Annotated in this window: 12 protein-coding genes; 4 read left to right on the top strand and 8 right to left on the bottom strand. The window is 65.2% G+C overall.

The annotated features are described in order from the left end of the window. Positions 1-18: 18 nt before the first annotated feature. The 4 genes from AC3WMU_RS25840 to hutC all read right to left on the bottom strand — a co-directional run bounded on the left by AC3WMU_RS25840 (position 19) and on the right by hutC (position 4784). Positions 19-1431, bottom strand: a complete 1413-nt coding sequence (locus AC3WMU_RS25840; RefSeq protein ID WP_492283151.1) for a purine-cytosine permease family protein — start codon at positions 1429-1431, stop codon at positions 19-21. A 118-nt stretch (positions 1432-1549) separates the two neighbouring features. Beyond that, positions 1550-3229 (bottom strand): urocanate hydratase, encoded by a 1680-nt coding sequence (hutU, locus tag AC3WMU_RS25845; RefSeq protein WP_006226782.1) that lies wholly within the window; start codon positions 3227-3229, stop codon positions 1550-1552. A gap of 212 nt (positions 3230-3441) precedes the next feature. After that, positions 3442-4044: a HutD/Ves family protein gene (locus tag AC3WMU_RS25850; RefSeq protein WP_492283152.1), complete on the bottom strand. Its 603-nt coding sequence runs from the start codon at positions 4042-4044 to the stop codon at positions 3442-3444. Next, positions 4041-4784, bottom strand: coding sequence for a histidine utilization transcriptional repressor HutC (hutC, locus tag AC3WMU_RS25855; protein ID WP_175216767.1), 744 nt, complete (start codon positions 4782-4784; stop codon positions 4041-4043). Before hutC ends, AC3WMU_RS25850 begins: the two co-directional genes overlap by 4 nt. Positions 4785-4946: 162 nt before the next feature. Between hutC and AC3WMU_RS25860 the strand changes: the two genes are divergently transcribed. The 4 genes from AC3WMU_RS25860 (at position 4947) to AC3WMU_RS25875 (ending at position 9066) form a co-directional block, all read left to right on the top strand. Next, on the top strand, positions 4947-5237 hold the full coding sequence (locus tag AC3WMU_RS25860) for a metal/formaldehyde-sensitive transcriptional repressor (RefSeq protein ID WP_006226778.1): 291 nt from the start codon (positions 4947-4949) through the stop codon (positions 5235-5237). Positions 5238-5265: 28 nt separating this feature from the next. Next, positions 5266-6375: an S-(hydroxymethyl)glutathione dehydrogenase/class III alcohol dehydrogenase gene (locus AC3WMU_RS25865; RefSeq protein WP_006226777.1), complete on the top strand. Its 1110-nt coding sequence runs from the start codon at positions 5266-5268 to the stop codon at positions 6373-6375. Positions 6376-6547: 172 nt separating this feature from the next. Further along, entirely contained in the window at positions 6548-8485 is a 1938-nt protein-coding gene (locus AC3WMU_RS25870) for a bifunctional metallophosphatase/5'-nucleotidase (RefSeq protein WP_454676017.1), read from the top strand. A 98-nt stretch (positions 8486-8583) separates the two neighbouring features. Beyond that, the gene (locus AC3WMU_RS25875) at positions 8584-9066 is read left to right on the top strand and encodes a DUF2165 family protein (protein WP_006226775.1); all 483 of its coding nucleotides are present in this window, start codon (positions 8584-8586) and stop codon (positions 9064-9066) included. Between the two features lie 31 nt (positions 9067-9097). Here the strand turns inward: AC3WMU_RS25875 and AC3WMU_RS25880 are convergent, their stop codons facing one another. The 4 genes from AC3WMU_RS25880 to AC3WMU_RS25895 form a co-directional block, all read right to left on the bottom strand. Next, positions 9098-10243: a glycosyltransferase family 4 protein gene (locus tag AC3WMU_RS25880; protein WP_492283153.1), complete on the bottom strand. Its 1146-nt coding sequence runs from the start codon at positions 10241-10243 to the stop codon at positions 9098-9100. Then, on the bottom strand, positions 10240-11253 hold the full coding sequence (locus AC3WMU_RS25885; protein WP_492283154.1) for a WaaZ-like lipopolysaccharide core biosynthesis protein: 1014 nt from the start codon (positions 11251-11253) through the stop codon (positions 10240-10242). Before AC3WMU_RS25885 ends, AC3WMU_RS25880 begins: the two co-directional genes overlap by 4 nt. 315 nt (positions 11254-11568) lie before the next feature. After that, a complete protein-coding gene (locus tag AC3WMU_RS25890; protein WP_424625645.1) occupies positions 11569-12402 on the bottom strand; it encodes a phytanoyl-CoA dioxygenase family protein in 834 nt (277 codons plus the stop codon). A gap of 17 nt (positions 12403-12419) precedes the next feature. Beyond that, positions 12420-13823, bottom strand: coding sequence for an amino acid permease (locus AC3WMU_RS25895; RefSeq protein WP_492283155.1), 1404 nt, complete (start codon positions 13821-13823; stop codon positions 12420-12422). Positions 13824-13946 lie beyond the last annotated feature (123 nt).

Below are 13946 nucleotides of genomic sequence, written 5' to 3' on the forward strand. Positions count from 1 at the left end.
CGTCATGCAAATTCGTTGTCACGCCGGCTTTCGCACCGGATCGTGGAGGGCGGGCCGCGTACCGCGGCGCGCGAACAGGTAGTAAAGGATGCTGGGGACGATCAAGCCGATGATCCACGAGATATCCACGCCGCCCAGCCGTTCGACCATCGGCCCCGTATAGAGCTTGGTCGAGATGAAGGGCATCTGCACCAGCACGCCGAAGGCGTAGACGAGGATGCCGGGCATGTTCCAGCGACCGTAGCGCCCGTTCGGATCCGACAGCGCCGCGACGTCATACTGGCCGCGGTTCACGAAGTAGTAGTCCACCAGGTTCACCGCGCTCCAGGGCACGAAAAACGCCAGCAGGAAAAGGATGAACGACTTGAACGCGTTCAGGAAAGAATGCTGGCCGATCAACGCCACGGCCGTCGCCGCCGCCACGATCAGCACCACGGCCACCGCCCGCTGCCGGTGCGTGATCTGCACCTGGCCCCGGAAGCCGCTGGCGATCGTGGCGATGCACATGAAGCTGCCGTAGGAATTCAACGTGGAGATCGTGATCTTGCCGAAGGCGATGCTGAAGTACAGCAGCGCCGCCATCGTGCCGGTGCCGCCCAGGCCTACGATGTAGGCGACTTCGCGCCCCGCGAACTGGCCGGCGGCCATGGCGGCGGCCAGCACCCCCAGCACCATCGCGATTTGCGCGCCCACCACCGACCCCAGCCCCACTGCCAGGAACGTCTTCGTGGAAGACGTGGCGCTGGGCAGATAGCGCGAGTAGTCCGCCACGTACGGGCCATAGGCGATCTGCCACGACGCCGCCAGCGACACCGCCAGCAGGAACGAGCTCCAGCTGAAGTGCCGGATCTGCAACAGCTGGCCCACGTCGCCCACCGCCATCACGCGGCTGAACAGGTACACGAACGCGATGATGCCCAGGATTGTGGCGATCCGTCCGATGATGTGGATCACGCGGTAGCCGAACAGGGTGGCGGCGATGATCACCGCCGCGAAGATCAGGATGCCCGTGGTGTCGCTGACGCCGAACAGCTGGCCCAGCGCCTGGCCCGACAGCACGGTGCCGGTGGCCGTGAAGCCCAGGTACATCAGGCACACCAGCACGATGGGAATCGCCGCGCCGTAGACGCCGAACTGCACCCGGCTGGAGATCATCTGCGGCAGGCCCAGCTTGGGGCCCTGCGCCGCATGCAGCGCCATCACCCCGCCGCCCAGGACCTGGCCCACGAACAATCCGATCAGCGACCAGAACACGTCGCCGCCCAGCACAACGGCCAAGGCGCCGGTGACGATGGCGGTGATCTGGAGGTTGGCGCCCATCCACAGCGTGAACTGGCTGTACAGCTTGCCGTGCCGTTCGGATTCGGGGATGTAGTCGATCGAACGCCGCTCGATCAGCGGCGCGGATACTGCTTCACTGTCCTGAGCCATCGCATTGCCTCGAAGGTGGCGGGAAGCGGCATCACGCCGCCGCGATTCCCGCGTGAAAGTATTGATTGGCGACATGCGGGCAGCGAGAACAGCCCTGCCCGCATGCCGGGTTGCCGACCTAACGCTTGCCGGTCACCATCGGCAGGTTCAGGCCCTGTTCCTTCGCGCATTCGATCGCGATCTCGTAGCCGGCATCCGCATGGCGCATGACGCCCGTGCCGGGGTCATTGGCCAGCACGCGGGCAATGCGCTCGGCGGCTTCGTCCGTGCCATCGCACACGATGACCATGCCGGAATGCTGCGAGAAGCCCATGCCCACGCCGCCGCCATGGTGCAGCGACACCCACGTCGCGCCGCTGGCAGTGTTCAGCAACGCGTTCAGCAACGGCCAGTCGGACACGGCGTCCGAACCGTCGCGCATGGATTCGGTTTCGCGGTTGGGGCTGGCGACGGACCCGGAATCCAGGTGGTCGCGGCCGATGACGATGGGCGCCGACAGTTCGCCGGAACGGACCATTTCATTGAACGCCAGGCCCAGCTTGGCACGCTGGCCCAGGCCCACCCAGCAGATGCGCGCCGGCAAGCCCTGGAAGCTGATGCGTTCGCGCGCCATGCTCAACCAGTGGTGCAGGTGCGCGTCGTCCGGGATCAGCTCCTTGACCTTGGCATCGGTCTTGTAGATGTCTTGCGGGTCGCCCGACAGCGCGGCCCAGCGGAACGGGCCCACGCCGCGGCAGAACAGCGGCCGGATGTAGGCGGGCACGAAGCCGGGGAAGTCGAACGCGTCCGCCACGCCTTCTTCCTTGGCCATCTGGCGGATGTTGTTGCCGTAGTCGAAGGTGGGGATGCCCTGGCGCTGGAACGCCAGCATGGCTTGCACGTGCACGGCCATCGATTGCTTGGCGGCCTTGATGACGGCAGCCGGTTCGCGCTTGGCGCGTTCGCGGTAATCCTGCCAGGTCCAGCCCGACGGCAGGTAGCCGTTCAGGGGGTCATGCGCGCTGGTCTGGTCGGTGACCATGTCCGGGCGCACGCCGCGGCGCACCAGTTCGGGCAGGATGTCGGCGGCATTGCCGCACAGCGCGATGGAAACGGCGCGACCTTCCTTGGTGTACTTGGCGATGCGCGCCAGCGCGTCGTCCAGGTCGTCGGCCTGCTCGTCCACGTAACGGGTGCGCAAGCGGAAATCGATGCTGGCCTGCTGGCATTCGATGTTCAGCGACGAAGCGCCTGCCAGCGTGGCGGCCAGCGGCTGCGCGCCACCCATGCCGCCCAGGCCGGCGGTCAACACCCAGCGGCCCGTGAGGTTACCGCCGTAGTGCTGGCGGCCGGCTTCGACGAAGGTTTCATACGTGCCTTGCACGATGCCCTGGCTACCGATGTAGATCCAGCTGCCGGCGGTCATCTGGCCGTACATGGCAAGACCCTTGGCGTCCAGTTCGTTGAAGTGTTCCCACGTGGCCCAGTGCGGTACCAGGTTCGAGTTGGCGATCAACACGCGCGGGGCGTTGGCATGGGTCTTGAACACGCCGACCGGCTTGCCCGATTGCACCAGCAGGGTCTCGTCGTCGTTCAGGTTGGTGAGCGATTCGACGATCTTGTCATAGCAGTCCCAATTGCGGGCGGCGCGGCCGATGCCGCCATAGACCACCAGTTCCTTGGGGTTCTCGGCCACGTCCGGGTCGAGGTTGTTCATCAGCATGCGCAAGGGGGCTTCGGTCAGCCAGCTCTTGGCCGTCAGTTTGTGGCCGCGCGGGGCACGGATGACGACATCGCGGTATCGGTTCGATTGGTCCAAGAGACTCTCCTTGATCGGTTCAGCTGCGCGCGTATCGAATGCGCGCCGGTTGCCTGCATCATAGGATGACTATGCTTGTATATACAAGATAGGTAGACCAGAATTTTGGTCAGGGATTTCCCTAGCGATGAAACCAAAATGGCAGGCGCCTGGCTGCGGACGGAGGGCGAAAAAAAGGGCCGCTCAAGGCGGCCTCAGACATATCAGGGTGTTCAAGCCCTTCGCGGCGACAGCTCGATCACGCAGGCGTCCAGCGGGGCCGCGCCTTCCAGCCGATATTCGGCCAGGCCTTCCTGCCCCTCGACGTGCAGGCAGTCGTAGCGCGACGGCAGCGTGTGCACCGCAGCATCAATGCCTACCGTGAGCGCCGCACCGGCGTTCAGTACCAGCACGCTCCGCGCGGCGCTATGGAAAGTCCACGGGCCAGCGCCCGTCACCCATTGCAGCCGGGCGTGGCAGCGTGCCGGCGCGTAGATCAGGTTGAAATCCCGGATCGGGCCGTCCAGCAAGCGGCACTGCACTTGCGCGTCGCCCGAAAACGCATAGGCCTGGCGCGGCGCCAGCGGCGCTTGTTCGCGGCCTTCCACGGTCAGCTGAATCCCCCGGCCTTCCAGCACGGTGATGATGCGCTGCAAGCCAGTGAAGGCTGAAAAGCCACCGTCCTGCGCCACGTCGGCGATGGACAGGCGCCAGTCGAAATCGGCGGCGCTGCCGCCGGGATTGCAGGCGACCTCCTGCGTGGTGCCGGCGCCGTTGCGCCACGGCATGCGCGGATAGTCGGCGGCGCGGTAGAGACGGACTTCGGCTTGCTTCATGTCGTGAACTTGCCTTCCAGACGGTGGCGCGAACCCGGGTGGATCAGACGGGCGAGCGTGACGGCGCGGTCGCCGGACCAGGTGCGGCGGCTGATCAGCAGACAGGGTTCCTCGCGTTCGATCTGTAGCAGCTGGCATTCCCGGGGCTTGGCCAGGATGGCCTCGACCACGTGTTCGCCTTCGCTCAGCGGGGCCACGCGCGTCAGGTATTCGTACGGCGTGCTTTGCGTGAAATCCTGCTTCAGGTAGTCGGGTGCAAGGCCCACATTCACATAGCGGTCTTCCAACTGGATGGGGACGTCGTCTTCGTAATGCACGATGACCGAGTGATAGACCGGTTGGCCGGCGCGGATCTCCAGCGCCTGCGCCTGCTCGGCGCCGGCCGGCTCTTCGGCCAGGCGCACCACGCGGCTGTGATGGCGATGGTTGCGCGCCGCGATCTCGTCGGCGATGTTGTTGACGGCAAAGAGCGCCGAGCGCGCCTTGGGCTGCGCCACGAAGGTGCCCACGCCCTGCATGCGTACCAGCAAGCCTTCGGAAGTCAGCTCGCGCAGCGCGCGGTTGATGGTCATGCGGCTGAACCCAAGTTCATCGACCAGCTCGCTTTCCGAGGGCACCCGGTAGTGCGCGGGCCACGCGCCGCTGCGGATCTGCTGCGCGATCATCTGCTTGACCTGCGCGTACAGCGGGGCGGGCAGGGCATTGGCCTGGACGGGCAATCTGGGAGGGGAAGAGGCCACGGGGAAATCCTGTTGGGCGCCGAAAGAATTCGCAAATCGTTCGGGATCAAGTATAGACAGGTACAGAGGTCTTGCGAACCGCAGTAGTGCGCCGCCCCCGCACTGGACGGCGGGCCGCCGCCTCATCTATACTCCCCCCCTGTATCGTTCTCGGAGCCTGCCGTGCCGCACTCGCCGGAAGAGAAAAAGCGTGTCGTTACCCGCCTGCGCCGCATCCAGGGGCAGGCGTTAGCATTGGAACGCGCGGTGAACGTTGGCACGGAGTGCGGCGCGTTGCTGCAACAGCTGGCCGCCTTGCGCGGCGCCGCCACCGGCCTGATGGCCGAAGTGCTGGAAAGCCATCTTCGGGAAACCTTTCTGCAATCCGCCCAGGGCGGGCCGCAAAACGCCGCGATCGACGCCGAAGCCGAAGTCGACCAGCTGATGCGCATCGTCCGTTCCTATCTGAAATAACCCCAGCCGACATTCGTGGAGTAAAGCTATGAAATCACGCGCAGCAGTCGCATTCGGACCCGGCAAGCCGCTGGAAATCGTTGAAATCGACGTCGCGCCCCCGCAGCGCGGCGAGGTGCTGGTGCAGATCACGCACACCGGCGTCTGCCACACCGACGCCTTCACCCTCAGCGGCGACGACCCCGAAGGCCTGTTCCCGGCCGTGCTGGGCCACGAAGGCGCAGGTATCGTGGTGGAAGTCGGCGAGGGCGTCACGTCGCTCAAGCCGGGCGACCACGTCATCCCGCTCTACACGGCCGAGTGCCGCGAGTGCAAGTTCTGCCTGTCCGGCAAGACCAACCTCTGCCAGAAGGTGCGCGCCACCCAGGGCAAGGGCGTCATGCCCGACGGCACGTCGCGCTTCAGCTACGAAGGCAAGCCGCTGTACCACTACATGGGCTGCTCGACGTTCAGCGAATACTCCGTGGTCAACGAGATCTCGCTGGCCAAGATTAACCCGGCCGCCCCCCACGAAAAGGTCTGCCTGCTGGGCTGCGGCGTGACGACCGGCCTGGGCGCCGTGCACAACACCGCCAAGGTCAAGGAAGGCGACACCGTCGCCGTGTTCGGCCTGGGCGGCATCGGCCTGGCCGTGATCCAGGGCGCAGTGCAGGCCAAGGCTGGCCGCATCATCGCCGTGGACACCAACCCGAACAAGTTCGTGCTGGCCAGCGCCATGGGCGCCACCGACTGCATCAACCCCAAGGATCACGACAAACCGATCCAGGACGTCATCGTCGAACTGACCGACGGCGGCGTGGACTTCTCGTTCGAGTGCATCGGCAATGTGCACGTGATGCGCGCCGCGCTGGAATGCTGCCACAAGGGCTGGGGCGAAAGCATCATCATCGGCGTGGCCGGCGCCGGCCAGGAGATCAGCACCCGCCCGTTCCAGCTGGTCACCGGCCGCGTCTGGCGCGGTTCGGCCTTCGGCGGCGTCAAGGGCCGCACGCAATTGCCGGGCATGGTGGAAGACGCCATGAGCGGCAAGATCGACCTGGATCCGTTCGTGACGCACACGCTGCCGCTGGAACGCATCAACGAAGCCTTCGACCTGATGCATGAAGGCAAGTCGATCCGCACCGTGATCCACTTCTAAGCCTTTCCCCCCTCGGCAGTCACTTGCAGGCCCGGTGCGTCAAGCGCCGGGCCTGCCTGTTTTCATGACATCGGCAAGACAGCGCCGCGCGCGTTGATGACAGCCCTGTCATTCATCTTCACGTCATCTTCGGCCGCAACCATTCGCCCTTCATAAATGAGGGATCACACGAATGATTACGTGGAAGAGGAATGCGGGCGCCGCGATGCTGAGCGCCTTATTGCTGGCCGGTTGCGGCGGCAGCGATGACGACGACAACGATACGTCCGCCCCGGCGCCGGAACAGCCCGCGCCGGAGCAGCCGGCGGCCAGCCGGCCGATGGAGCTGACGATCCTGCACATCAACGATCATCACTCCAATCTGGACAGCAGGAAGAAGGACCTGAAACTCAAGAACGCCGCCGGCACGCCGGTGGCGGTGAACGTGGAAGTGGGCGGCTTTCCGCGCGTGACCGGCGCCTTCAACGCGCTGTCGGCGCAGTCGGCCAACGTGCTGAAACTGCACGCGGGCGACGCCAACACCGGCACGCTGTACTTCAACCGCGCCGGTGAAGCCGGCGAGGCCGATGCGGCCATGATGAACACGGTCTGCTTTGACGCGATGACGCTCGGCAACCACGAGTTCGACAAGGGCGACAGCGGCCTGAAGCGCTTTATCGACCTGCTGCATGCCGGTGCGTGCCAGACCCCGCTGCTGAGCGCCAACGTCACGTTCGCCGCCGCCTCGGCGCTGAACCCGTCGCGCGCGCCCGGGCTCGTCAAGCCGTCCATCGTGCTGCAACGCGACGGCCAGCCCATCGGCATCGTCGGCCTGACGATCGCCAACAAGACGCAGCAATCGTCCAGCCCGGATGTCGGCACGCTGTTCTCTGACGAGACGGCAGCGGCGCAGTCACAGATCGATGCGCTGCGCGCGCAGGGCGTGAACAAGATCGTGGTGATGAGCCATATCGGCTACGACTACGACAAGCAGATCATCCCAAACTTGAGCGGCGTCGACGTGGTGGTGGGCGGTGATTCGCACACCTTGCTGGGCCCCGACACGATGACGGCCTACGGCGTGGGTTCGCCCGCGGGCGCCTACCCGACCGTGTTGCAGAACAAGGACGGCAAGCGCGTTTGCCTGGTTCAAGCCTGGGAATACTCGCAAGTGGTCGGCGAACTGAAGGTCAGCTTCGATGCCAATGGCGACGTGACGGCTTGCGCCGGGACGCCCCACGTGCTGATGGGCGACGCGTTCACGGTGGCCGGCGCCGCGCCCGCCCCCGCGGACAAGACCGCCATCCTGGCCGATGTGGCTGCCAGCGGTTTCTTGCGCATCCAGCAACCGGACGCGCAAGCCACAAGCGTGCTGCAGCCGTTCAAGGCAAAGGTCGACGCCTTCAGCGCCAGCCTGGTCGCCTCGGTGCCGCAGGAACTGTGCTCGCGCCGCGTGCCGGGCGGCCCGGGTTCGCGCGACTACAGCCGTTCGAGCGCGGCGTGCAACACTTTGGGCAGCGTCAGCCTGCGCGGCGGCGACATTCAGCAGCTGGTGGCGCAGGCCTATCTGGACGTGGCCAACGCCAACTACGGCGGCGCGGACATCTCGCTGCAAAGCGGCGGCGGCGTGCGCATGCCCCTGCTGGGCAACGTGACGGCGGCCAATGTGATCGAAGTGGTTCCGTTCGGCAACATGCTCTGGCGCCTGGAGGTCACGGGCGCCGAGGTCAAGAGCATGCTGGAAGACGGCATGCAGGCTGTCTACGGCCCCGGCGGCTCGACGGGCCCGTACCCGTACGCCGGCGGCCTGCGCTGGGACGTGAACGCCGCGCAAGCCCAGGGCAGTCGTTTGACGAACATCGAAGTGCGTGACGCCGCCAGCGGCAACTGGCTGCCGCTGGACGCTGCGCGCACGTACAAGCTGTTCGTGTTGAGCTTCAACGCCACCGGCGGCGACGGCTACAGGACGCTGGCCAACGTGCCCGCCGCGCGCCGCCAGGACATCGGCGTGCTGGACGCCGACGTGCTGCAAAGCTATATCGACAAGCAGGCCAAGGACCCCGTGTCCGGCCTGCCGGTGCTGAACCTGCTGCCCGTCAGCCTGTACAGCACCAAGACGTACAGCGAGTAAGCGCATCGGCCCTGACCTGGCGGCAGGGTCTTTATTGCATGAACTGGACGGCCCTCATATTATGCAAGATACTTCTTGCATAATATGAGGGCCGTCTTTTGAGTCCATCTACTGCCGTCTGGCTGTTCCTGTCCGTCCAGGCCCTCGGGCTGGCCCTGTGGCTGACGCTTGCCGCGCTGAACAACCGGCGAGATTTCGCCGGAGCCGCCGCTGCGGTCGGCGCCACCATGGCGATGCTGCCACTGACGCAGGAACCCCGCATCCCCACTCCCTTGCTTAGCCGTGCCCAGCGTTCGCCCAGCCTGCACCGCGCAGCCCTGGCCGTCGTACTGCTGCTTCAGGCGGCGGGCGCCGCCTTGGCGTGGGCAGGGTGCTACGCGCTGCTGATCCAGGGCGACCTGGCCGCGGCCAGGCCCTGGCTGAACGGCGCGCTGGCCGCCCTGTCCGCCTGCCTGCTGGCCATGCACTTGAGCGGCCTGTGGTTCGGGTATTGGATACGCCAGGACACGCTGCAACTGACGCACATCGCCTTGCTGCTGTGGTCATGCCTGATGTTCCTGGCCTTCAATCTGGTGGCGTGATCACCCGGCGGGGCCAGCGATGCCGGCCGCGCTACGACGTCAGCCGCAGGTGCCCACCCGAGCCCACGCGGCGTTCCAGGTAGACCTCTTCCGTGCGGCCCACGAACTGCGCCAGCGAAAATTCCCGCTGCGCCGTATTGCGCGCGTCGATGCCCATCTGCGCCACCACGTCGCGGTTCTTCAGGATCTCGCTGACGACCTTGACCACGCTGCTGACGGACCCCGGGGGCACCACCCAGCCATTGCGGCCATCCGTGACGTTCTCGGTCAGGCCCCCAATCTTGCTGACGATGACTGGCTTGCCAGACGCCATCATTTCGCGGCAGGCAAACGAGATCGTCTCCAACCGCGACGACAGCACGAAACCCACGTCCAGCGCGGCCAGGAAAGGGCCGACGTCTTCCAGCAGGCCGGTGAACACCACCTGATCGGCCATGCCCAGATCGGTCACGCGCTGGCGCTGCTGGTCGTCGGGCTCCTTGCCGGCGATCATGATCACGACCTGATCGCGCAGATAGTCGGGCAGCAGCGACACGGCCGTCACCATGTCCAGCCAGTTCTTGTAGCTGGCCGTGCCGGCATTGCTGCCGATCACGAGCCGGCGCTGCATGGCGGCAGGCAGCAGGGCGGCACGCGCCTGCGCCGCATCCTGGGCGCTGGCCGGCCGGAACTGCGCGGTGTCGACGCCGTTGTGCACCACCCGCAAGTCTTCGTTGCGGAAGACGGAATCCTTCATGCGGCGGAAGGTGTGGCCGCAGACGCAGATAACGCGGTTGGTGCCCCATTTGGCGCGCATGCGCACGCCCAGGCTATTGGTGGTGCGGTCAGTGTGCTGGGTGTAGACGATGAACGGGCGCTTGGCGCCCATGCCCATCGTGGCCAGCATGCAAAGGCGATGGTCGGCCGACCCGTTCACATGAATGACGTCGAAATGTTCCTTGCGCAGCAGCGCGCGCAAGCGGCGCAACGCGCTCAGTTGCTGGAACGGCCGCCCCTTGAATTCCAGGTCGATCGACTGCACGCCGGGCAAGGCGTCGGCCTCGGCCAGCAGACGGCTGCTGCGCGGCGCCGCAACGGTGATCTGGGCGCGCTGGCGCAGCATGCGCGCCAGCGACATGACGTAGGTGGTATGCCCGCCGCCGTCGCCTTGGTGAAAGTTGGTGTAGAGGATCTTCATGATGTCGGGCCCGAGAGCGGATGCGGGGAAGGCGGGGATTCCCCTTGATTGAGCAAACAGCTCCAATGGCATTTTTCGAACACGTCGTCGCCCAGGCGACTGCCGGCAGACAAGTTGTAGACCTTGACGCCGCGCGCGCTCAGCAGCCGGCTGGCCTGGCGGAACGCGGGTTCGATGTGGCCCGCGAATTGGCGGTCCAGCGCGGTGGCAAGCTGGGCGCCCGCGCTTTCGTAGAAACGCGGCCCGGCGCTGGCCGTCAGATCCAGTCCGTGCAGATACAGGGTGCGGGCGCCCATCCAGGCCAGCAACTGCAAGCCGGTATAGGCGACGGTTCCACCGCCGAACAGTCCGCGGGCGGGATTCAGGCTGAAGCCATGCGCGTGCTGTGGATTGCGCGCGTCGAACAGCACCAGTTCCGGGTCATTCGCCAACTGCGCTTCAAGCGCTTCAGGCGTGGCGCGCGCCTGCAGCGCACGCTGATGCACTTCTTCAAACAGAACAATGCGGCAGCGGATGTCGTCCGCGGCGAACAGGAACGCGATCCAGCGATACACCTCGGGCGTCACGAACAGCAGCAGGTCCTGCGACAGCACCTCGGCCACCAGGTCACGCCGGCGTTTGACGAATCCGGCATCCAGCATCGCGTAATAGTCAAAGCGCAGGGTGGGATGCTGCCGGCGCAGCGCGATGGACCCGTTGACGCCCATGACGGCGCCAAGCCGGCATTGCGCGTAGTCGATCTGGGCGACCGACGGCCCGCTCAGAATCAGGTGCGCGTCACCGGCGATGTCGCGCGGCACGTCGTCCATCGGCACCGTGCCGGGACCTTTCACGCCAAACAGATCGCATGCCACCAGCCGTTCGCTGCCCTCGCGCCGAACCTTCACCAAGGGCCACAGCGTCTCGTTGTGCCGATAGGCCCCAGCGCGCGTGTAGCGGTAAAGATATCGGAAGCCCTTGGTCAAGGGGCGCGAACAAAGCAAGCGGGGAACAAGGGCAAAACGCGGCATGAACAATGCCGCTGAAAGCGCGGCGAAACCTTACGAGCGGCTGATTCTACTCATGCGTTTTCGCCAAAAGCGCGTTCGAAACATTTGAGATGTAACAGCAATGGGGGGAGCTGTTCCCGCCCCTTTTTTGCCTGTTTACCCCCGCAAACAGGCGGCATCCCACATTCCGGAATAAAGCGGATCGACGCCCCGGAATCTGCACCATTACCGTGCAGAAACACCGGTTACCAGGCACCGCTGGTACGAGTGCAGCCCAAGCCGCGCTCGTACGTTCCATTACCTTTTGCGCTAAAGCGACAGGATATTGAAAGTGAATCAGGCGACGCGGCGGGGCCAAAGCTCCGGAAACAATGCATGCGCCAAGGGCGCGCCAGCCGGCAAGGCGTCGGCCAGGCCCGGGAACTCCGGCGACGTCCGCCACGGGCGCGGCGCGTGCCGCATGTCTTCGCCCAGGAAGCGCAGCGAAAACGCGCGCCGACGCCGGTTACCGCCTACGCCGCCCGCGGCGTGCAAGGTCAGCATATGAAAGAACACCGCGTCGCCCGGTTGCAGCTCCCAACCCAGGATGTTCCAGGCCGAGCGGTCTGATTCTATGTCCGGCAGATCCGCCAGGCTGCCTTCGGGAAACCACCTTGCCTGGCTGTCCAGGAACGTGCGCGGCATCAGCCACGGCCCCCGATGCGATCCGGCCACGAACTCCAGCGTGGACTCGCGTGCCACGGGATCCACCGGCATCCACATGCTGCAGTTCTGCTGGCCTTCCACGTTGTAATAGGGCTGGTCCTGATGCCACGGCGTCGGCTGGCGCGTGTTGGGTTCCTTGACCAGCAGATGATCGTGATACAGGCGCGCGCTTGGGCAGCCCATCAACTGCGCGGCGACCGACCCGACACAGCTGTCGAAGATGAATCGGCGGTAGTCTTCGTTCTCGGTCCAGTTGCAGAAATCCTCGAAGAACCAGCCGGGGTCGTCTGCCGTGCTGGCAACCTTGGCGCGCGGGCTGGGCGCAGCAAGATTAGATTCGATGCCGCGCGTCAACAGCGCGACTTCGTCAGGCGTGAACAACTGGCGCACGCAGACGGCGCCATCTTCCTGAAAGGCCTCGATCATCGAGGCGGGAAGTTCGAATTCATGACGGTTCGACAACATGGGTTCCTCCTGGAAAATCACGAACGCTGGAATGACGGCGGTTTGCCGCGGGAACGACCAGGCCGCCCCCACAACCAGTACGCCGCGCTCAGCAGGGCCAACCAGCCCACGCCGACAAAGAGCGCCAGGCGGGTTTCGGGAAACACGCCCAGAACGATGAATATGAAGAGCATGAAGACGATGGCGAAGGCCTGCCCGTAAGGCCAGAACGGCACCGGAAAATGCAGCGCGGCGGCTTCCGGGCCGCTCAGGCCGCGCCGCATGGCCACCTGCGACAGCAGGATCATCAACCACACCCACACGACCGAAAACGTGACCATCGATGCGAAGGCCATGAACAGCTTGTCGGGCAACAGATAGTTCAGCACCACCCCGCCCAGCAACGCCACGCCCATCACCACCACCGTCATCCACGGCACGCCAAAGCGCGACAACCGGGAGAACACCATGGGCGCCTGACCGTTGGCGGCCATGCCGTACAGCATGCGCCCCGTGGAGAAGATGTCGCTGTTGATAGCCGATATCACGGCCGATATGACGACCAGGTTCAACACCGACGCCGCAGAAGGCATTCCCAGCCCGCTGAAAATCTGCACGAAGGGGCTGCTCTCGCCGGTGATGCCGGGCCACGGGAAAATGGCCATCAGCACCGTCAAGGTCAGCACATAGAACAACAAGATGCGCACCGGCACCGAGTTGATGGCCCGGGGGATCATGCGTTGGGGATCGCGGGCCTCGCCGGCTGTCATGCCGATGACTTCGATACCGCCGAAGGCGAACATCACCACCGAAAACGACGCGATCATGCCCTGCACGCCGTTCGGGAAGAAGCCGCCGTGCCGCCACAAGTTGGAGAGGCCGGAGAAGTCCGCCGCCGTGGTGCCGCCCGTCCGCATGCCCGCCAGCAGCACGCCTAGCCCCGCCGCAATCATGGTGACGATGGCCACGACCTTCAGCAGCGACAGCCAGAACTCCAGTTCGCCGAACACCTTGACCGAACACAGGTTGATCGCGCAGATGAAGCACACGATCGACAGCACCCAGATCCAGCGTGGGGTGTCCGGGTACCAGAAGCTCATGTAGAGACCGAACACGGTGACGTCGGCCAGGCACACCATCAGCATCGAGAACGCGTAGCTCCAGCCGGTCAGGAAACCCAGGTAGGAGCCCAGATAGCGCGTGGCGTAGTGCCCGAACGACCCCGAAACCGGCGTCCTGACGGCCATTTCGCCTAATGCGCGCATCGTCAGGAAGATGGCGACGCCGCCGATCAGATAGGCCAGCAGCACCGAAGGACCCGCGCGCTGGATCGCACCCGCCGACCCGTAGAACAGCCCGGTGCCGATCGCCGACCCCAGCGCCATGAAACGAATATGCCGCGCGTTCAAACCGCGCCGCAATGGCGACGTCTCCTGGTTCATATGCCCCCCGCTTTATCGTTTTCTGAACAGCTTCTGCATCAATGTGCACCGGAATCTTCTCCCAGACCGCGCCCGAAATTCGATAAGCACGCGCAAATCGGACGCATCTGATATCGTTGCCCC

The organism is Achromobacter sp. FW305-C-13 (genome assembly GCF_058783475.1).

Excerpts from the sequence above, each read along its gene's own strand:
- AC3WMU_RS25880 (WP_492283153.1), bottom strand. The coding sequence starts at position 10,243 with ATGAAGATCCTCTACACCAACTTTCACCAAGGCGACGGCGGCGGGCAT.
- AC3WMU_RS25840 (WP_492283151.1), bottom strand. The coding sequence starts at position 1,431 with ATGGCTCAGGACAGTGAAGCAGTATCCGCGCCGCTGATCGAGCGGCGT.
- AC3WMU_RS25885 (WP_492283154.1), bottom strand. The coding sequence starts at position 11,253 with ATGCCGCGTTTTGCCCTTGTTCCCCGCTTGCTTTGTTCGCGCCCCTTG.
- AC3WMU_RS25870 (WP_454676017.1), top strand. The coding sequence starts at position 6,548 with ATGATTACGTGGAAGAGGAATGCGGGCGCCGCGATGCTGAGCGCCTTA.
- AC3WMU_RS25865 (WP_006226777.1), top strand. The coding sequence starts at position 5,266 with ATGAAATCACGCGCAGCAGTCGCATTCGGACCCGGCAAGCCGCTGGAA.
- AC3WMU_RS25890 (WP_424625645.1), bottom strand. The coding sequence starts at position 12,402 with ATGTTGTCGAACCGTCATGAATTCGAACTTCCCGCCTCGATGATCGAG.
- AC3WMU_RS25850 (WP_492283152.1), bottom strand. The coding sequence starts at position 4,044 with ATGAAGCAAGCCGAAGTCCGTCTCTACCGCGCCGCCGACTATCCGCGC.
- AC3WMU_RS25895 (WP_492283155.1), bottom strand. The coding sequence starts at position 13,823 with ATGAACCAGGAGACGTCGCCATTGCGGCGCGGTTTGAACGCGCGGCAT.